The organism is Xanthomonas sp. GW (assembly GCF_014236815.1).
In the GTDB taxonomy this organism is placed as follows: Bacteria; Pseudomonadota; Gammaproteobacteria; order Xanthomonadales; family Xanthomonadaceae; genus Xanthomonas_A.
This window is the reverse complement of the sequence record NZ_CP051189.1, coordinates 3149403-3167926: the sequence shown is the minus strand read 5'-3', so window position 1 is coordinate 3167926 and position 18524 is coordinate 3149403. Positions and strand designations below refer to the sequence as shown.

General features: G+C 68.4%; 15 protein-coding genes. 5 read left to right on the top strand and 10 right to left on the bottom strand.

The features are described from left to right. Nucleotides 1–284: 284 nt before the first annotated feature. The 7 genes from HEP73_RS13635 to HEP73_RS13605 all read right to left on the bottom strand — a co-directional run bounded on the left by HEP73_RS13635 (nucleotide 285) and on the right by HEP73_RS13605 (nucleotide 8528). Nucleotides 285–668, bottom strand: a complete 384-nt coding sequence (locus HEP73_RS13635; protein WP_185820391.1) for a hypothetical protein — start codon at nucleotides 666–668, stop codon at nucleotides 285–287. A gap of 68 nt (nucleotides 669–736) precedes the next feature. Further along, nucleotides 737–1600 carry a hypothetical protein gene (locus HEP73_RS22640; RefSeq protein WP_255423498.1) on the bottom strand — a complete coding sequence of 288 codons (864 nt, stop codon included), beginning with the start codon at nucleotides 1598–1600 and terminating at the stop codon, nucleotides 737–739. A 104-nt stretch (nucleotides 1601–1704) separates the two neighbouring features. Continuing rightward, the gene (locus tag HEP73_RS13625; protein ID WP_255423497.1) at nucleotides 1705–3405 is read right to left on the bottom strand and encodes an outer membrane protein assembly factor BamB family protein; all 1701 of its coding nucleotides are present in this window, start codon (nucleotides 3403–3405) and stop codon (nucleotides 1705–1707) included. Further along, a complete protein-coding gene (locus HEP73_RS13620; RefSeq protein ID WP_255423496.1) occupies nucleotides 3402–4301 on the bottom strand; it encodes a dienelactone hydrolase family protein in 900 nt (299 codons plus the stop codon). Before HEP73_RS13620 ends, HEP73_RS13625 begins: the two co-directional genes overlap by 4 nt. 26 nt (nucleotides 4302–4327) lie before the next feature. Then, complete coding sequence (locus tag HEP73_RS13615) at nucleotides 4328–4903, bottom strand: 2OG-Fe(II) oxygenase (RefSeq protein WP_185820390.1); 576 nt, start codon at nucleotides 4901–4903, stop codon at nucleotides 4328–4330. 140 nt (nucleotides 4904–5043) lie between these two features. After that, complete coding sequence (locus HEP73_RS13610; protein WP_255423495.1) at nucleotides 5044–7257, bottom strand: peptidase domain-containing ABC transporter; 2214 nt, start codon at nucleotides 7255–7257, stop codon at nucleotides 5044–5046. After that, a complete protein-coding gene (locus tag HEP73_RS13605) occupies nucleotides 7254–8528 on the bottom strand; it encodes an HlyD family efflux transporter periplasmic adaptor subunit (protein ID WP_255423494.1) in 1275 nt (424 codons plus the stop codon). The genes HEP73_RS13610 and HEP73_RS13605 overlap by 4 nt, the downstream gene beginning before the upstream one ends. A 629-nt stretch (nucleotides 8529–9157) precedes the next feature. Between HEP73_RS13605 and HEP73_RS13600 the strand changes: the two genes are divergently transcribed. After that, the gene (locus HEP73_RS13600; protein ID WP_185820388.1) at nucleotides 9158–10279 is read left to right on the top strand and encodes an alpha/beta hydrolase; all 1122 of its coding nucleotides are present in this window, start codon (nucleotides 9158–9160) and stop codon (nucleotides 10277–10279) included. A gap of 25 nt (nucleotides 10280–10304) precedes the next feature. On the opposite strand, the gene HEP73_RS13595 is transcribed toward HEP73_RS13600, so the two are convergent. The 3 genes from HEP73_RS13595 to cysS all read right to left on the bottom strand — a co-directional run bounded on the left by HEP73_RS13595 (nucleotide 10305) and on the right by cysS (nucleotide 13618). Continuing rightward, nucleotides 10305–11552 (bottom strand): MFS transporter, encoded by a 1248-nt coding sequence (locus tag HEP73_RS13595; RefSeq protein WP_185820387.1) that lies wholly within the window; start codon nucleotides 11550–11552, stop codon nucleotides 10305–10307. Next, nucleotides 11549–11986, bottom strand: coding sequence for a SufE family protein (locus HEP73_RS13590; protein ID WP_185820386.1), 438 nt, complete (start codon nucleotides 11984–11986; stop codon nucleotides 11549–11551). The genes HEP73_RS13595 and HEP73_RS13590 overlap by 4 nt, the downstream gene beginning before the upstream one ends. A gap of 204 nt (nucleotides 11987–12190) precedes the next feature. Further along, complete coding sequence (cysS, locus tag HEP73_RS13585; protein ID WP_185820385.1) at nucleotides 12191–13618, bottom strand: cysteine--tRNA ligase; 1428 nt, start codon at nucleotides 13616–13618, stop codon at nucleotides 12191–12193. A 386-nt stretch (nucleotides 13619–14004) separates the two neighbouring features. On the opposite strand from cysS, the gene HEP73_RS13580 reads away from it, so the two are divergent. The 4 genes from HEP73_RS13580 (at nucleotide 14005) to HEP73_RS13565 (ending at nucleotide 18510) form a co-directional block, all read left to right on the top strand. Next, on the top strand, nucleotides 14005–14532 hold the full coding sequence (locus tag HEP73_RS13580) for a hypothetical protein (protein WP_185823420.1): 528 nt from the start codon (nucleotides 14005–14007) through the stop codon (nucleotides 14530–14532). A 303-nt stretch (nucleotides 14533–14835) separates the two neighbouring features. After that, complete coding sequence (locus HEP73_RS13575) at nucleotides 14836–15861, top strand: N-acetylornithine carbamoyltransferase (RefSeq protein WP_185820384.1); 1026 nt, start codon at nucleotides 14836–14838, stop codon at nucleotides 15859–15861. Between the two features lie 73 nt (nucleotides 15862–15934). After that, nucleotides 15935–17176, top strand: a complete 1242-nt coding sequence (locus HEP73_RS13570) for an argininosuccinate synthase (RefSeq protein WP_185820383.1) — start codon at nucleotides 15935–15937, stop codon at nucleotides 17174–17176. Nucleotides 17177–17412: 236 nt separating this feature from the next. Beyond that, nucleotides 17413–18510: an acetylornithine deacetylase gene (locus tag HEP73_RS13565; protein ID WP_185820382.1), complete on the top strand. Its 1098-nt coding sequence runs from the start codon at nucleotides 17413–17415 to the stop codon at nucleotides 18508–18510. Nucleotides 18511–18524: the final 14 nt, after the last annotated feature.

The window sequence follows — 18524 nt, the reverse complement described above, 5'->3', positions numbered from 1 at the left end:
GGCCGCACGTCCGGATCGATCCTGCCGCGCGCGCTGCGCTGCGGCGACGCGACAAGCGCGTGGCCGGCCGTGCTTTCCTCGGCTGCGCGCAACGCTTGAACGCGTAGAGATGGTTCATGCAGGTCGGCATGCCGATGCGTCCCGGGAAATGGAGGGCATCGCCACGCCGAGCGTCGCTTGCGGTCAGGCCGGTGCGACGTGGCACCTGGCAATGCTTGCCGCGTGCCATGGAGGGCTCCGGCAATCGCGCTTTCCGCGGGTGGGACGAGCAGCGTGCCGAACGATCACATCCGCTGCGCCGCCGCTCCCTCGCTGGAGCACACCAGCTTCAACTCCAGCTGGCGGACGGTCCAATGCGAGGGCGCGTCGATCGTCCCGCTCGCGTGCACGTGGTAGGCGGGACAGTCCGCATCTTCCTCGGGATTGTTCTTGATGTCGCAGCGGCCCTCGATCAGGAACGTGTGGGCGCCCTTTGCCGCGCTGCGGGTGAATGTCAGGTTCGGGCACTCCCCGAACGTCCTCGACAGGACGATGTCGTTCTTCAGGACATAGGCGAGCGCCTGTTCGGCTTCGTTGCCGGGCGCGGATTGCATCGCCTGCAACGATCCTTGCATGGCGAAGACGAGAAGCGACGCCATGCACATGCGCGGCAGCCAGAGGGACTTCATGGGGGAATCTCCGATAGGTGATTGTCTTCCGGGCCGGAGTGGCTCCGGCCCGGAAGAGGGAAGTGGGCTTACTTGAAGACGCTGATATGCACGTGCGTCGTGTCGCCGCTTTCTCGGCTGGCGGCGGTCCAATCCGCGGTGGGGCTGGACCTGATGAAATTGCCGGCGGGGCCTTCCACGTAGCTGACGTTGGGATCGTTCATCGCGGCATTCTCCAGCGCCTGCGCGTTGTCGAAGCCGGTGCCGCTGGTTCCGACATGCACGTCGTTGATGATGTTGATATCGACGGCGTTGCCGGTGTAGTGGGCAGAATTGGGGTTGTGGCTGCCGTTGGTGGTCGCGGAGATGTCGATGCTGTTGACGCCATCGTCGCTGTCGAGCACCGAGTTCAACGCCGAGGCCATCTTGGACGTGACCGGATTGTCGCTGCTGGAACCGTCCTGCGTGTTCTGGTAGGTGATCGACACGGTCCTGCCATCGTCCGTCTGATGGCTGCTGCCTATGTTGGTGTCGGTCGGTCCGTTGCCGTCCGCATCGTTGCCGTCGTCGTAACCGCCTCCGCCGTCGCCCTCGCCACCTTCGCCGCCCTCTCCACCTTCACCGCCTTCACCGCCTTCACCACCTTCGCCTCCCTCACCACCTTCACCGCCTTCACCGCCCTCTCCACCTTCGCCGCCTTCGCCTCCCTCCCCACCTTCACCGCCTTCACCACCGCCGCCTTCGGCCTCGACCGGGGCATCGAACTCGGCGACCTTCTGCATCGTCGTCGACTTGTGCATCGCCGCGTGGTGGTGATGGGTCTTGGCCTTGGCGTGATGCACTTTCTTGTGCGCCTTGGCGTGGTGGATCGAGGTGGACAACGGGTGCGCGCCGATCGACGCGCGCGTGCCGCCAGCGACCATATCGATTTCGATGATATCGAGCGTTCTCATGTTGATCCTTTGACAGGTTTGCGGGGAAAACCGTCCTCGCGTCGGTTGATCCGGCCGCTCGCCGTGCCTGGCCGCGCGCCCGGATCGATCCTGCCGCGCTGCGCTTACGACGACGCGGCCAGCGCATGGCCGGCCGCGCTTTCCCCTGCCTCGCGCAAACGCTCGAACGCGTAGAGGTGGTTCATGTAGGTGGAGACGAAGATGCGCCGGCCGTCCGGCGAGACCGCGACGCCGTTGGTGACCGCATCCGGCAGTTGCAGCACGCCCTTGGTTTCGAGCGTGTCGATGTCGATCTCGACGACGCGGCCGCCGTTGCTGCCGACGATGACGCGATTGCCCACGCGCTTGGGCGAGGCGTACACGCGCGCGCGCAGATTGATCTTCTTGAGCAACTGCATCGTGTCCACGTCGATGACGTACAGATGCCGGTCGCCGGAGCCGCAGAACAGCTTGTTGCCGGCGAACAGCGGCGTGGTGTAGCAGATCTCGTCGGTCTGCCATTCGCCGCGTTTCTCGCCGGTGGCCACGTCGAGGATGTAGATCGACTTGTCGAAGGAGGCGAAGGCGGTCAGCCGGCGCTGTTCGTCGACCGCGGGCGCGTATTTCACCGAGCGCCGGGTCGGGAAGCGCCAGACGATGCGGCCGGTCTTTGCTTCGAGCGCGAGCGTCTCGTGATCGGCGCTGCCCCAGATCACCAGGTCGCCGCCTTCCCAATAGCCCGGCGAGCCGTGCTGCAGCTTCTCGACCTGATGTTCCCAGACCTTCTCGCCCGTGCCCATGTCATAGGCGGCCAGGCTGCCCTGCGCCCACGGGCGCACGTACTCGATGCCGACATACAGCAGGTTGTGCTGCGGCAGCAGCAGCGGCGAGGCGCCGATCCAGTCGCCGTCCGGATGCGTCCAGATCTCCTCGCCGCTTTCCGCGTCCAGGCAATAGAGGGTGCCGTTGTAGGCGCCGAAGTACAGGCGCCCGTCGTGATAGGCGGGGCACGACCAGATGCCTTTCTTGGTGTAGGCCGCGCCGGTGACCTGGTATTCCCAAAGCAGTCCGCCGGTCTCGGCGGAGAACGCCTGCATCTTCGCCGCGTCGCAGCCGCGGAAGATGGTGTCGCCGACCAGCAGCGGCGCGGACTTGGGGACCACGTGATAGGCGAAGCCGCCCGGTGTCGCCGTTCGCCACAGCTCGCGGTAGCCCTGCGTGGGGTGCGGCATGCTCTGGTCCGGCGGAAGGTCGAAGTCCTTCAGGGTGAACAGCGATTGCACGGTGATGCCGTGGGTCTTGCGCCATTGCATGCCGGCCTTGGACAGGAAATCGACCACCACGAACACCTCGGCAAGCGGGTGGCCGGCCATGGCGACGACCGCGCGGGCCTTCTCGGCGCTATTGCCGGAGTTGAGCGAGTCGTCGACCAGAACGATCGGCAGATCCAGCACCTCGCCTTCGATCGCATTGCCCAGGCCGGTGGTCTTGCGGTCCTTGCGGATGATGAAGCCGTTGACCGCGCCACGCTCCTTCGGCGCGGTGAGCAGCAGCGCGGTGAGCAGCGGGATCGCCGCCGTCTCCAGGCCGCCGAGCTGGAACGGTGCGCGCGCGGCGTTGCGTTCCCAGAACGCGTGGGCGATCTGCTCGAGCGCCTCGCGCTGCATGAACACCCGGCGCAGGTCGAACAGCCAGGTGTAGGCGCCGCCCTTCTTGGTGATCAGCGGAATGTTCTCGGCCGCGGTGTGCAGGCCGATGGTCTGGATGATGTCCCGGATCGATTGCATGGTCATCGTGTGCTCTGCGCGGATGGTCGGGGTGGTCATGGGGACGCCGCTGCGTCCAGCGTCTTGAGGTAGGCAGCGACCGGCGGTCCCCAGATCGCGGAGCCGCGGCGGCCGAAGAACAGGTGGTGTCCGTCGTCGCCGTAAGCGGCGGGCGCGACCAGTTCGGCGCGGCCGCCGGCCTGCACGAAGCTGCGATGCAGCGCGGCGGCCAGCGTCGGGTCGAAGAAGCTGTCGTTGCCGGTGTAGATCCACAGCATCGGCGTGCTCGCGCTGGTGCCGAAGCGGCCTGCGGCCTCGACCAGTTTTTCCGGCGCGCAATTGCTGTTGGCGCGGTCGTGGAAGTGGCCGCCACGGCCGCCGGCCATGTTGACGAAGGCCGCGACGTTCGGATGCGGCATGCTGTCGTAGGCCAGCGTGCCCCAGCCACCGGCCGACTGGCCGACGACGATGGCGCGGCCTGGGTCGAGGCCGGGCAGGGCGGTGACGAAATCCACGATCGTCTTGAGCTGCCGCGCGGTCTCCAGGCCGGCCTTGGCGTAGTCGGCGCGGTCGCAGCCGTCGTAGCCCTCGGTCCAGGGACCGCCGGTCGCGCCGTAGCCCAGCCGCAGCACCAGCGCGACCGCGTAGTGCCGGTGCAGGAACCATTGCGCGGATTCGCCGCTGCAGCTCTCCAGCGTCATGCCCGGCCGCTCCGCCGCTTTCGCCGGCGAGCCGTGCGCGATCACCACCAGCCGCGGGCGCTGCACGCCTTCGGGGCGGCACAGGCGTCCTTGCAGCGTCCAGGGATGTCCGCTGTCGTCGGCGATCGGGATCCGCAACGGCTCGCCCAGGTCGCCGCGGCTGCGGCCGAAGGCGTCCGCCGCAGCCGCGTGCGGCGCCAGGGCGAAGGCCAGGAGCGCTATCGCGAGCGCGCCGCGTGGCAGGGTGGTCTGCATCGGAGGTCGTCTCTCGCTGGGCCGGTCTAGCGGCGGATGCGCCGCATGTGCAACGCGAGGGTGGTGCACAGCGTCGGGCAATCGCGCGCGGGCGCGCGCGACGCGCGCACGATGGTCCCGTCGAACAGCACCAGTCGGCCGGGACGCGGGCGGATCGAGATGCACTCGCGCGCGGCGTCGTAGAACACCGTTTCGCCGGCCCAGCCGTCCTTCCACTCGGTGCTGGTGTAGAGCAGGGCGACCCGCTCCTGGTCGGACGGCTTGGCGTAGTGATGCGCGGCGCCGTCCTGTCCATGCGTGTGGCCGCTGACGTAGGCGCGGACCAGGCCGTAGTCGGGCGCCAGTTCTTCGCGGATGTGCCGCCACACGTCGTTGAGCGATTCCAGCCCCGGCGTGGCGTTGAGCACGTCGTCGTGGATGGCCCGGTCCTGCGCGTTGCGGCTGCCGCACAGGTGGATGTGCCAGGACGGATGCGCGTCGCCGAGCAGGCCCGGATAGACGCCGTATGCCCAGCCGTCTCGGCCGCTGGCCAGCTCCGGCAGATGCTGCACGTCGACGAAGTTGTTGACGACCTTCAGGGATGACGCTTCCGATGACGACACGGCGTTACCTCATGGTTTCGGAGAGGGCGAAAAAGCGGGGATGAGCGAACGCGTGATGTTTTCGGCGGAGGTTGCGGCGCCACGTCGCCGCCGAAGCCGGGCCCCGGCGCCGACGATGCAAGCCAAAAGCCAACCTGGTCTCATGGCGCGTCTCCGACCGACGACGTCGCTGCGACGGGAACCGTGTGGCGCGGCGGGGAACGCGTCATGGCCGCCCCTTCGCACAACTCGATGACGCGGTCCGCATGCGCGATGGTTTCCGGCCGGTGCGCGATCACGATGCGGGTGATGTTCAGCGCCTTGATGGCGTGGTTGAGTCGCCGTTCCAGGGCGACATCCAGATGGCTGGTCGCTTCGTCCAGCACCAGGATCTGCGGCCGGCGATACAGCGCGCGGGCCAGGAACAGGCGCTGCTGTTGTCCGCCGGAGAGGGACGAGCCCATGTCGCCGACCAGGCTGTGATAGCCCATCGGCATGGCCACGATGTCCTCGTGCACGCCGGCCAGGCGCGCCGCGTCCTCGATGTCCTGCGGCGTGGCGAGGGCGTCGAACAGGCTGATGTTCTCGGCGATCGAACCGGTGAACAGGTGATCGTCCTGCATGACGCTGGCGGTCATCGAGCGATAGCGCGACTTGCCGAGCCGGCGCAGGTCGATGCCGCCGATCTCGATCGATCCCTGCTGCGGATCGAGCAGGCCGAGCAGCAGCCGGATCAAGGTGCTCTTGCCGCATCCGGACGGGCCGACGATGGCCACCGATTCGCCCGGTCGCACCTCGAAGCTGCACTCGCGCAGGATCCACGGCTCGCCGTCGGCATAGCGAAAGCCGACCTTGTTGAACGCCACGCCCGGTGCCGGCAGCGGGCCGATGTGCTCGCTGCTGGCGTAGGCTTCCGGCGCAGTCAGCACGATGTCGGCCAGGCGCTCGGCCTGCAGGCGCAACATGCGCAGTTCGATCACGTAATCGATCAGGCTGGCGACGCGGCTGCTGAACTGGTCGCCGTAGGCGACGAACGCGGTCAGCATGCCGACGGTGAACTGGCCCTTCAGCCCCAGCCACGCGCCCAGCCACAGCACGCCCAGCCGTTGCGCGCCGGTGGCCAGGCCCTGCAGCGCGGTGAACAGCATGTCCAGGCGCTGCACCGCGATCGAGGTGTTGAGCGTATCGGCCGCCGCATTGAGGTAGCGCCCGGTCTGTTCGGCTTCCTGGTTGTGCAGGCGGATCGTCTGCACCCCGCGCACCGCTTCCAGGAAGCGGCTGTGCTGTTTCGCGGTCACCGTGATCTGGCTGAGGTTGGCTTCGCGGTAGATGCGGAAATACAGCAGCCGCAGGCCCGCATACAGGGCCACCGCACACAGCACGATGGCCGACAGCAGCGGGCTGTAGGCGAACAGCACGACCAGGGTGATGCTGGCCATGAGCCCGTCGAGCAGGATCTCGACGAAGCGCGTGGTCAGGGTCTGCTGGATCGTGTCGATTGCGCCGAAGCGCGACACGATGTCGCCGAGGTGGCGCGCGCCGAAGTAGGCGTGCGGCAGCCGCATCAGGTGCTGGAACACGTTGCCGGTCCAGCCCAGGTTGAAGTGGGTGCTGAGCCACATCACCGTCCAGCTGCGCAACGCGGAGACCAGCGTTTCCAGCACGATCAGCAGGGCGAAGCTGAGCCCGAGGAAGGTCAGCAGGTCGTGATCGCCGTCGGCGATGACCTGGTCCACCACCAGTTGCATGAACAACGGCGCGAGCAAGGCGAACAGTTCCAGCACCAGCGCCAGGCCGAAGATCTGCGCGAGCCCGCGGCCCAGGCCGCGGATCGAGCCGGCGAGCGAGCGCAGCGAGACCGGCGGCGCCTCGCGCTGGCGCTGGAACGTGGGGCCTTTCGAAAACTCGATGGCGACGCCGGTGAAATGCCGCGCGACCTCGGCCAGCGGCAGGGTGCGCACGCCCACCGCCGGATCGTGCAGGGTGATCTTGTTCCTGCCGACCTCGTGCAGCACCACGAAATGGTCGAGGTCCCAATGCAGCACGCACGGCGTCTGCAACTGGCCGAGTTCGTCCATCTCCAGCCGCAGCGGCCGGCATTGCAGCCCCAGCGCATGCGCGACCTCGATCAGGCGTCGCGCGGTCATGCCTTTCAGCGACAGGGTGAAACGCCGGCGCAGCGCGGCCAGGTCGGTGTGGTGGCCGTGGTAGCCGGCGATCATCGCCAGGCAGGCGAGTCCGCACTCGGCCGCTTCGGACTGAAGCACGTTCGGCAGGCCGCGCGAGCGCCAGAAACGCAGCCGCGGTGTACCCTGCGCGCGAGCGGCATGCACGCTGTCGTCGTTCGCGCTGCGATCCTCGGCGCGGAGACTCACGAACCGCTGCTCCAGCGATGCCCCATGCCGTACAGCGGTTCGAAGATCCATTCGACGATGCGGCGCCGGTCCAGCAGCATGTCCGCCTCCAGCGCCATGCCCGGGCGCAGCGGCTGCTGCTGCCCATAGGCTTGCACGTTCTGGCTGGCCAGATCCACATGCGCCAGGTACAGCGAGTCGGTCGATGGCGGCGTGCCGCCGCCGAGCAGCAGGGTCACCTCGCCTGGCATCAGCGCGCTGCGCGAGACGCTGCGCACCACGCCATGCTGCAGGCCGAATTTCTGATACGGGAAGGCCTGGTAGTGCAGGGTGACATCCACGCCCGGATGCACGAAGCCGACCGCCTGGCTGGGCACCAGCAGCTGCGCCTGCAGCCGCGAACCGTCGGGCACGATGGCGAGCAGCGGTTGCCCGAGCGACACCGACGCGCCGGGCTTCACCAGCAGCGAGGACACGACGCCGCTGGCCGGCGCGCGCAGTTCGCTGGCGCGGCTCGCTTCGTTCTGGGCCAGCGCCTGTTCGACCTGCGCCAGTTGCCGGCGCAGTTCGTTGAGCTTGGCCGAGACCGCCAACGGCAGCTGCGTCAGCTGGTCGTCGAGCGCGCTCAGCTGTTGGCGCGTACCGGCGTGCTGCTGCTGCAGCGAGCGCAATTGCGATTCGTCGGCGAGCAGGGCCGATTGTTCCTGCTCGACCTGCAGCGCCGGGATGTAGCCGCCGGCCACCAGCCCGGACCACTTGTTCACCAGGTCCTGGACCAGCGCCATCTGTTTCTTCTCGATCGCGATCTGCGCGTCGATCTGCGCCAGCTGATCCTTCAGCAGGGTCTGCTGGGTGCGGTTGTCCTCGGCCTGCCTGTCGCGCAGGGTGAGCGCATCGCCGATGTCCTGGCGCAGGCTGCTGGCCTGCCGTTGCAGTTGCGTGCTGACGCCGGCCGCGGTATTGCCCAGCGCCTTGCTGGTGTGTTCGCCGGACAGGGACACCAGGATCTGCCCGGCGACGACGCGATCGCCTTCCGCAGCGGCGACGTGGTCGACCACGCCGACGGTGTTGGCGGTCAGGCTGATCAAGCCGGCGCGCGGCACCAGCAGGCCGGTGACGTGCACGCGCTGCGTGTAGTGTCCGGCGAACAGCCAGGCGAGGATCGAGGCGCCGATGAGCAGCGCGGCGACCGTCCATGCCTGGGTCGAGACCGGCGTGGCCAACCGCACTGTTCCCAGCCATGCCTGGCTGGGGGCGTCCAGCACTTCGCTGCGAAAAAGCGAACCTTCCATTTCAGTTCTTTCCGTATGAACTTCGCACGGGAAAATGCAGGCAGGCGGCGAACCTGGCGTTCCGTCAAGGACCCTGCGGCTGGTCCGGGCGCAACGGTTCCAGGCATGGCTTTCGCGAACCTTTCGGTATCGCGTCGCTGCGATCCGGCCATGGCGTGCGCATGCGCCGGGTGCTGCGAGCGAGTGAGACGGCGTGCGTCTTTCGCCGCCGCAACGCAAGGAAATCGGCGTCGCAGCAGCGCAAGCGGACGTGCGCACGCGGCTCGGCGCATCCTGTAGACAAATGCGCTGGACCTGCCTGCGGCGACGCAGGTGCAAGCCGAAAAGGGCGAGGTTGCGCCGTCACGCATTTCACGCATTTGCCGCGCACGCCGGATCGCGATCGGGCTTAAATGCGCCTGTCATGCCGCCGCCGCAGACTGGACGCGTGGCGGACGGCCACGTTGCCGCCGCCTGCCGATGCTCGCCAATCGCCTTCCCTGTCCGCCGCAGCGCGTGGCTGTCGTGGCCGTGCACGCTCCTGCGAGGTGGCGGGTCCGTGCTGCCGGCGCCGAGGGCGCTAAGCAAGTCACGCCGCTGCGGTCGCCGCGGGCGCGGCGCCGTCCGCGGCAGGCCGCGGACATGTGCGCATGACCGCTACACCGGTCTCCGTCGCGGCGACGCCGCTACGCGCAGGCACGTCCCGCGTCTGGCGCTACGCGCGCTGGCCGCTGCTGCTCTTGCTGGTGCTGCTGGCGGTGCTGGCGTTAGGTCCGCGGGTCGGCACCGTGCTGCCGCGCAGCGCGTTGCCGACCGTGCCGCAGGATCCGCTTGCGCTGCAGGCCTGGCTGGACGCGCGCGAGCGCGCCACTGCTGGCCTGCGTGCGGACAACCAGGCGCGCATCGTCTGGGCCGACCCGGCGCATCCGGGACGCCGCGATTGCGCCATGGTCTATCTGCACGGCTTCACCGCCAGCCAGGGCGAGGGTGCGCCGACCCACCAACGCCTGGCGCGCAGCTTCGGCTGCAATCTGTATCTGCCGCGCTTGCCGGGGCACGGGCTGGTCGCCGCCGACGCCTTGCGCGGCGTCGATGCGCCGCGCCTGCTCGGCGGCGCCGCCGAGGCGTTGGCGGTGGCGCGAGTGCTGGGCCGGCGGGTGGTGGTGATCGGCAATTCGATGGGCGGCGCGCTGGCGCTGCAGACCGTGGCCGCGCACCCGCAGCAGGTGCAGGCCCTGGTGCTGTGGTCGCCGCTGGTGCGCGAACACGGCGAGCAGCTGCAGCCGATGCTGTGGCCGTGGGGCGCGCAGCTGCTGCTGTGGTCGCGCAACGGCGGCGATCCGGTCATGCGCTATCCGGTCGACAGCGGCTACTGGGCCGACGCCACCCATGTCGACGGTTATCGCGCGCTGGCCGCACTGACCCGCGGCGGCATGCTGCCGGCGACCTATGCGCGGATCCATGTGCCGGTGTTCCTCGGCTACTACTATCGCGACGCGCAGCACCAGGACGCGACGGTATCGGTGGCGGCGATGCAGGCGATGTTCGCGCAACTGGGCACGCCGCCGGCGCTGCGCCAGGCGGTGGATTTTCCTGGCGCCGGCAATCACGTGCTGGCCTCGCCGATCCGCTCCAAGGCGGTGCCGGCGGTGTTCGCGGCGACCTGCCGGTTCCTGGCCGGCAAGGGCGGGCTGATCCAGCCGGCGAACCTGCCCGGCTGCGCGGCGGCGTGGGACGCCGACGAACGCCTGGACGCCGCCGCGACGCACTGAGCGCGACGCGGCGGCTATCAGGCCGTCACTGCAACTCGCGCAGGTCCAGCTTGCGCAGCTTCGGCGCTTTCCAGGCGGTAACGCCGGCCACGACCAAGGTCACGCATCCGCCCAGTACCACCGCGGGCACGAGTGTGATCAGTCGTGCCATGACCCCATCGTAGAACGCGCCAAGTTCGTTCGACGAGCCGATGAAGATGCCATTGATCGAAGACACTCGCCCACGCATCGCGTCCGGCGTGGCCAACTGCAGGATGGTCGAGCGCACGATCACCGACACCCCGTCGCACATGCCGTAGACCAGCAGGATCGCCGCCGACAGCCAGAAATGCCGCGACAGGCCGAAGGCGATGGTGCACAGGCCGAAGCCGGTCACCGCCAGCAGCAGGACGCGGCCGGCATTGCGCTGCAGCGGGCGCCGCGCCAGCCACAGCCCGACCAGCACCGACCCCAGCGCCGGCGCGCCGCGCAGGATGCCCAGGCCTTCGGGGCCGTAATGCAGGATGTCGTGGATGAAGGCCGGCAGCATCGACACCGCGCCGCCGAGCAGCACCGAGAACATGTCCAGCGCCATGGCGCCGAGCATGATCTGGTTGGAGAACACGAACTGCGCGCCCTCGGCGATGCTGCGGAAGATCGGCGCGCGCGGGCCGTCGTTGATCGGCTCGGCCACGCGCAGCAGCAACAGCGACAGCATCGCCACGCCGGCCACCGCCATGGCCACGCCGTAGGACAGGCCCTTGCCGCCCCAGCCGACCAGCACCCCGCCCAGCGCGGGCCCGATCACCATGCCTGTCTGGAACACCACGCTGCCGATGCTGGCGCCGCGCGCATAGGCCTCGCGCGGCAGCGTGCGCGCGAACAGCGCGTTGTACACCGGCGACAGGAACGCGCGCGCCGCGCCGGTCAGCGCGATCGCCGCGTAGATCGGCCACACGCCATGCATCGGCAGCCAGCCGTGGGTCAGCGCGGTCAGCACCCCCGCGGTCGCGACCAGGCCCAGGCTGGCGAGCATGCCCAGCCGGCGCCGCGGCAGGTGATCGACCAGGTAGCCGGCGAACGGCGCGATGCAGAAGAACGGCAGGATCTCGGCCAGCCCGATCAGCCCCAGCGAGAACGGATTGCGGGTGATCTCGTAGATGTGCCAGCCGACCGTGACCGCGACGATCTGGTAGGACAGCATCGCGCAGATGCGATAGGCCAGCACCAGCGCGAAGCCGGGATGCGCCAGCAGCGTGCGCAGACTCTGTGCAGGGGGGAGCGGGGTGCTCATGCCTGTGCGCGCGCACTGTCCTGGATGAACGCCAGGATCGCGGCCAGGCCGTTGCTGCGGGTCGGCGACAGGTGCTTGCCCAGGCCGATCGCGGCGACGAAGTCCGGCGCGGTGGCCAGGATCTGCTTCGCGCTGCGTCCGGAATAGACCCGCAGCGCCAGGTAGATCAGCCCGGAGACGATCGCCGAATCGCTGATCGCATGGAACACCAGCCGCTGCGCGTCGCCCTCGGGCACGATCCACACCATCGACTGGCAACCGTGCAGGCGATGCTGCTCGGTCTTCCACTCCTCGGGGAACGCCGGCAGCTTGCGGCCAAGATCGATCAGGTACTGGTAGCGCTCTGACCAGTCGCCGAAGAAGCCGAATTCCTCGGCGATGGCGGCCTGCGCGTCGGCGGGCGTGGGTTCGAGCGGGAAATCGGTATCGGTCATCTCAAATCCAAGATCAAGCGGTAAAGCCCCTCTCCCTCCGGCGACCGTAGGGAGTCCCCGTGGGAGAGAGGGGTTGGGGCGAGGGTAGGGGCGCAGCCTCGTTAGAAATTGATGCCAGCCGCTTCGTCCGTACCCTTATCGAGTGTTGCCGTACCCTCATCCGCCCCTTCGGGGCACCTTCTCCCAGTGGGAGAAGGGAAAAGCTCAGCCACGCTTCCAACGCACGCCTTGCGCGGTGTCTTCCAGTACCACGCCTTCCTCGGCCAGTTCCTGACGGATCGCGTCGGCGCGGGCGAAATCGCGGTTCTTCTTTGCGACGGTGCGCGCGTCGATCAGCGCCTGGATGCGCGCGTCGTCGCCGTCGCCGACGCCGCGGTTGAACCAGGCCTCGGGCGTCTGCTGCAGCAGGCCCAGTGCCTTGCCTGCGCCGAGCAACTTTGATCGGAGCGCCAGCAATTCAGGAAGGTGTGCCGAACGTTCGGCACCGTGCGCGAGCTGATTGCGCACGGCACGTGCCTCGGTGGCGATGCTGGCAAGGACCGACAACGCCAGCGGAGTATTGAGGTCATCATCCAGAGCGGCTTCCACTTCGTCAGGAATGGCCGTCTCCCGCATTGGTTCTGGGTCATCTAGGGAGCCGAAGACATCCAGATCGCGCAAGGTGCCGTACAGCCGGTCCAGGGTGTTCTTGCACTGCTCGATCAGCGCCTCGGACCAATCCAGCGGCTGCCGGTAGTGCGCGCTCAACAGCGCATAGCGCAGCGCTTCCGGCGGATGCCGGGCGATCAGGTCGTGCACGGTCTCGATGTTGCCCAGCGACTTGCTCATCTTCGCGCCGCTGAAGTTGAGCATGCCGTTGTGCAGCCAGAACCGGGCGAAGGTGGCGCCGCCGTGCGCGCATTCGCTCTGCGCGATCTCGTTCTCGTGGTGCGGGAACTGCAGGTCCACGCCGCCGGCATGGATGTCGATGGTCGGCCCCAGGTGCGCGGCGGCCATCGCCGAGCATTCGATGTGCCAGCCGGGACGGCCGCGGCCCCACGGCGAGTCCCAGCCCGGCAGGTCGTCGCTGGACGGCTTCCACAGCACGAAGTCGCCCGGGTCGCGCTTGTACGGCGCCACCTCGACGCGGGCGCCGGCCAGCATCTCTTCCGGGTCGCGCCGCGACAGCTTGCCGTAGCCGGCGAAGCTGGCCACCGCGAACAGCACGTGGCCCTCGGCGGCATAGGCGTGGCCGCTGCCGACCAGCCGCTCGATCATCGCCACGATCTGCGGGATGTGCGCGGTGGCCGCCGGCTCAAGGTCCGGCGGCATCACGCCCAGCGCGGCCATGTCCTGCCGGTAGATGGCGGCGAAGCGGTCGGTGATGGTGGCGATCGGCACGCCCTGCGCCTGCGCGGCGGCATTGATCTTGTCGTCCACGTCGGTGATGTTACGCGCGTAGCGCAGCGCGCCGTAGCGGCGCCGCAGCAGGGCCGCCAGCACGTCGAACACCACCGGGCCGCGCGCGTTGCCGATGTGCGCGTAGTTGTAGACGGTGGGGCCGCAGACGTACAGCGTGGGACCGGCGACCGGATCCAGCGGTTCGAAGGCATCGACCCGGCGGGTCAGGTTGTTGTGCAGGCGCAGGCTCATCGGCATCGGGCGTGGGGAAGCCTTGCGATTCTACCGGCAGCGGCCCAGGGCGTCTCATCCCTTCCGGGCTGGGCCGCGTCGTGTCCGCCAGACTTGGTAGCGGGCGATGCGTGGCGCAGCCGGATCCAGTCGCGTCGCGCCGGCTGGCGACCTGCCAGGCCCGATCCGCAGAACCGCGCTTGCGCGCGCCGGCTGCCGCGTTGTCGTAAGTGTCGGCTTCCTAGCGCTTCCTTGCCGGTGCACGCACGAAATCGGTGCGACCTGCCCGGGAACGGAACATGTCCCACCCCAAGCCGGGACAGGCCATCGAACCGTAGGCTCGCGTTCAGCCCGACGCAAGCTGCGATGCCTACACTGATCGATCTGTCCTTCGAAGCCTGGTGCCGATGCGTCCGTACCTGTTGTTGCCGCTGGTCGGCCTGTTCGCATGCGCCGCGCCGGCCTGGGCGCAGGACAGCGAGGCGCGCAACCGCGTGGTGGTGATCGAGAACGTCAAGCTCGACTACGCGCAGGTGCTGAACGTGGAGCCGGTCTACCAGACCCTGCGCGCCACCCGCACCGAACAGCAATGCGACCCGGTGCAGACGCCGGCCCCGGCGCCGGCCCCGGTCAAGCCGGAGGACGACAGCCGCCTGAACCGGTTGATGGATTCGGTCAAGGACATCTTCAGCCGCCGCCACGAAGAGGCGCCCGCGCCGGCCGCGGCCGCGCCGGTGCCGGCGTCGAGCGGGCGCAACTGCCGCACCGTCGAGGTCGGCCGCGAGTTCCGGCGTCCGATCGCCTACGACGTGGACTATGTCTACAAGGGCACCAAGTACCGCTCGCGGCTGCCGGAGGATCCGGGCAACCGGCTGCGCATCCGCGTGTCGGTGGCGCCGTACGTGCCCGACGCGGTCGTGGTGCCGCCGCGATGAGCGCGCGCGCTTGCGCCTGCGGCGTGCGCGTGCGAGGATGCGCGCCGATGAAAGCGAACCTGCCCCAGCACGATCTCAGCGCCGCACGCATGGCTTCGGGCATGACGTCGCGCGCGCGTCGACCGGAATCCCACATCCTGGCTGGGTAACCGGAACGCTGTGCCGTTCGTTCTGAAAAACCCAGCCCGAAGCTGGGTTTTTTCGTTTTCATACCCCGGAAAGGTTTCACCCGTAAAGAACTGACTACCGCGCGTCCCGCGCACGCCACCGCCGCGGTGGCTCCACGCAGCAAAGGATGGACCGATGTCTCTGAAGCACTTCTTGAACACCCAGGACTGGAGCCGGGCCGAGCTGGACGCGCTGTTGACCCAGGCCGCGCTGTTCAAGCGCAACAAGCTGGGCAGCGAGCTGAAGGGCAAGTCGATCGCGCTGGTGTTCTTCAACCCGTCGATGCGCACCCGCACCAGCTTCGAGCTGGGCGCGTTCCAGCTGGGCGGGCATGCGGTGGTGCTGCAGCCGGGCAAGGACGCCTGGCCGATCGAGTTCGACCTGGGCACGGTGATGGACGGCGACACCGAGGAGCACATCGCCGAGGTGGCGCGGGTGCTGGGCCGCTACGTCGACCTGATCGGGGTGCGCGCGTTCCCGAAGTTCGTGGACTGGGCCAAGGACCGCGAGGACCAGGTGCTGAAGAGCTTCGCAAAATACTCGCCGGTGCCGGTGATCAACATGGAGACCATCACCCATCCGTGCCAGGAGCTGGCGCACGCGCTGGCGCTGCAGGAGCATTTCGGCACCCAGGACCTGCGCGGCAAGAAGTACGTGCTGACCTGGACCTACCACCCCAAGCCGCTGAACACCGCGGTGGCCAATTCGGCGCTGACCATCGCCACCCGCTTGGGGATGGACGTGACCCTGCTGTGCCCGACCCCGGACTACGTGCTGGACCAGCGCTACATGGACTGGGCGGCGCAGAACGTGGCCGAGAGCGGCGGTTCGCTGCAGGTCAGCCACGACATCGACAGCGCCTACGCCGGCGCCGACGTGGTCTACGCCAAGAGCTGGGGCGCACTGCCGTTCTTCGGCAACTGGGGCCCGGAGAAGCCGATCCGCGACCAGTACCAGCACTTCATCGTCGACGAGCGCAAGATGGCGCTGACCAACAACGGCGTGTTCTCGCACTGCCTGCCGCTGCGTCGCAACGTCAAGGCTACCGATGCGGTGATGGATTCGCCGAACTGCATCGCCATCGACGAAGCCGAGAACCGGCTGCATGTGCAGAAGGCGATCATGGCGGCCCTGGCGGGCCAGGGCCGCCGGGATTCGTGATTGGGGATTGGGGATTCGCAACAGCGACTTCCCTTCCCGCTCTTAAATTAGTCAACCGCAGAGAGATTCCCCCATGTCGCAGCAAACCGCTTCCACCAATCCCGAATCCCCAATCCCGACTCCCGGCACCAAGGACATCGTCCTGGCCTTCTCCGGCGGCCTGGACACCAGCTTCTGCATTCCCTATCTGCAGGCCAAGGGCTACGCCGTGCACACGGTGTTCGCCGATACCGGCGGGGTGGACGACGAGGAGCGGGACTTCATCGAGAAGCGTGCCGCCGAGCTGGGCGCGGCCAGCCACGTCACCGTCGATGGTGGTCCGGCGATCTGGAGCGGCTTCGTCAAACCGTTCGTGTGGGCCGGCGAGGGCTATCAGGGCCAGTACCCGCTGCTGGTGTCCGACCGCTATCTGATCGTCGATGCCGCGCTCAAGCGCGCCGACGAACTGGGCACCCGGATCATCGCGCACGGTTGCACCGGCATGGGCAACGACCAGGTGCGCTTCGACCTGGCGGTCAAGGCGCTGGGCGACTACGAGATCGTCGCCCCGATCCGCGAGATCCAGAAGGAGCACACCCAGACCCGCGCCTACGAGCAGAAGTATCTGGAAGAGCGCGGCTTCGGCGTGCGCGCCAAGCAGAAGGCCTACACGATCAACGAGAACCTGCTCGGCGTGACCATGTCCGGCGGCGAGATCGACCGTTGGGAAGCGCCGGGCGAGGGCACCCGCGGCTGGTGCGCGCCGCGCAGCGCGTGGCCGATCGAGCCGCTGACGGTGACGGTGAAGTTCGAGCACGGCGAAGCGGTGGCGGTGGACGGCAAGCCGCTGGACGGCGCCAAGCTGCTGGCCAAGCTCAACAAGCTGTTCGCCCCGTACGGCGTGGGCCGCGGCATGTACACCGGCGACACCGTGATCGGGCTGAAGGGCCGCATCGTATTCGAGGCGCCGGGCCTGATCGCGCTGCTGGCCGCGCACCGCGCGCTGGAAGACGCGGTGCTGACCAAGCAGCAGAACCGCTTCAAGCCGGACGTGGCGCGCAAGTGGGTGGAGCTGGTCTATGAAGGCTTCTACCACGATCCGTTGAAGACCGACCTGGAGGCGTTCCTGAATTCCTCGCAGGCCAAGGTCAACGGCGAAGTGACGCTGGAGACCCGCGGCGGCCGCGTCGATGCGGTGGCGGTGAAGTCGCCGCACCTGCTCAACGCCAAGGGCGCGACCTACGCGCAGTCGGCGGACTGGGGCGTGGCCGAGGCAGAAGGCTTCATCAAGCTGTTCGGGATGAGCTCGACGCTGTACGCCCAGGTCAATCGCTGAAGGTAAAGCCCCTCTCCCGTCGGGAGAGGGGTTGGGGTGAGGGTACGTGCGCAGCCTCACAACGTTTCGACCGCGCAAGCTTCCCCGCACCTTCACCCGCTCGCGCGAGATTCGATTCACCAGGCTTCGCCCGTACCCTCATCCGCCCCTTCGGGGCACCTTCCCCCGAGAAGGGGGCCATGGTCCCGAAGGGAGAAGGGACTCTGCACCTTTGCCAGGCCATTGCTGCAACCGACATGACCGATCTGCTCGAACCCACCCTCGCGCACCTGCAGCAGCTGGTGTCCTTCGATACCCGCAATCCGCCGCGCGCGATCGGCACCGATGGCATCTTCGATTACCTGCGTGCGCAGCTGCCCGGATTCCAGGTCGAGGTGATCGATCATGGCGCCGGCGCGGTCAGCCTGTACGCGGTGCGCGGCACGCCCCGGTACCTGTTCAACGTGCACCTGGACACGGTGCCGGATTCGCCGCACTGGAGCGCCGACCCGCATCGCATGCGTCGTACCGACGACCGCGTGATCGGCCTGGGCGTGTGCGACATCAAGGGCGCGGCCGCGGCGCTGGTCGCGGCGGCCAATGCCGGCGACGGCGATGCCGCGTTCCTGTTCTCCAGCGACGAGGAAGCCAACGATCCGCGCTGCATCGCCGCGTTCCTGGAACGCCGCATTCCCTACGAGGCGGTGCTGGTGGCCGAGCCGACGATGAGCGAGGCGGTACTGGCGCATCGCGGCATCAGTTCGGTGCTGATGCGCTTCGCCGGCCGCGCCGGGCATGCGTCGGGCAAGCAGGATCCGTCGGCCAGCGCGCTGCACCAGGCGCTGCGCTGGGGCGGCAAGGCGCTGGACCATGTCGAGTCGCTGGCGCATGCGCGCTTCGGCGGCCTGACCGGCTTGCGCTTCAACATCGGCCGGGTCGAGGGCGGCATCAAGGCCAACATGATCGCGCCGGCCGCCGAACTGCGGTTCGGTTTCCGGCCGCTGCCGTCGATGGACGTGGACGCGCTGCTGGCGACCTTCGCCGGTTTCGCCGATCCGGCCGCCTCGCACTTCGAGGAGACCTTCCGCGGGCCGAGCCTGCCGTCGGGAGATATCGCGCACGCCGAGGACAAGCGCCTGGCCGCGCGCGACGTCGCCGATGCGCTGCACCTGCCGATCGGCAATGCGGTGGACTTCTGGACCGAGGCCTCGCTGTTCTCGGCCGGCGGCTATACCGCGCTGGTCTACGGCCCGGGCGACATCGCCCAGGCGCACACCGCCGACGAGTTCGTGACGCTGCAGCAGCTGCAGCGCTACGCCACCTCGGTGGACCGCATCATCAACGGCGTGCGCTGAGCGCGCGCCGCCGG

What these genes read in the sequence shown, in the direction of transcription:
- HEP73_RS13635 (WP_185820391.1), bottom strand. Translation starts at nt 668, where the DNA reads ATGAAGTCCCTCTGGCTGCCGCGCATGTGCATGGCGTCGCTTCTCGTC.
- HEP73_RS22640 (WP_255423498.1), bottom strand. Translation starts at nt 1,600, where the DNA reads ATGAGAACGCTCGATATCATCGAAATCGATATGGTCGCTGGCGGCACG.
- HEP73_RS13625 (WP_255423497.1), bottom strand. Translation starts at nt 3,405, where the DNA reads ATGACCACCCCGACCATCCGCGCAGAGCACACGATGACCATGCAATCG.
- HEP73_RS13620 (WP_255423496.1), bottom strand. Translation starts at nt 4,301, where the DNA reads ATGCAGACCACCCTGCCACGCGGCGCGCTCGCGATAGCGCTCCTGGCC.
- HEP73_RS13605 (WP_255423494.1), bottom strand. Translation starts at nt 8,528, where the DNA reads ATGGAAGGTTCGCTTTTTCGCAGCGAAGTGCTGGACGCCCCCAGCCAG.
- HEP73_RS13600 (WP_185820388.1), top strand. Translation starts at nt 9,158, where the DNA reads ATGACCGCTACACCGGTCTCCGTCGCGGCGACGCCGCTACGCGCAGGC.
- HEP73_RS13595 (WP_185820387.1), bottom strand. Translation starts at nt 11,552, where the DNA reads ATGAGCACCCCGCTCCCCCCTGCACAGAGTCTGCGCACGCTGCTGGCG.
- HEP73_RS13590 (WP_185820386.1), bottom strand. Translation starts at nt 11,986, where the DNA reads ATGACCGATACCGATTTCCCGCTCGAACCCACGCCCGCCGACGCGCAG.
- cysS (WP_185820385.1), bottom strand. Translation starts at nt 13,618, where the DNA reads ATGAGCCTGCGCCTGCACAACAACCTGACCCGCCGGGTCGATGCCTTC.
- HEP73_RS13580 (WP_185823420.1), top strand. Translation starts at nt 14,005, where the DNA reads ATGCGTCCGTACCTGTTGTTGCCGCTGGTCGGCCTGTTCGCATGCGCC.
- HEP73_RS13575 (WP_185820384.1), top strand. Translation starts at nt 14,836, where the DNA reads ATGTCTCTGAAGCACTTCTTGAACACCCAGGACTGGAGCCGGGCCGAG.
- HEP73_RS13570 (WP_185820383.1), top strand. Translation starts at nt 15,935, where the DNA reads ATGTCGCAGCAAACCGCTTCCACCAATCCCGAATCCCCAATCCCGACT.
- HEP73_RS13565 (WP_185820382.1), top strand. Translation starts at nt 17,413, where the DNA reads ATGACCGATCTGCTCGAACCCACCCTCGCGCACCTGCAGCAGCTGGTG.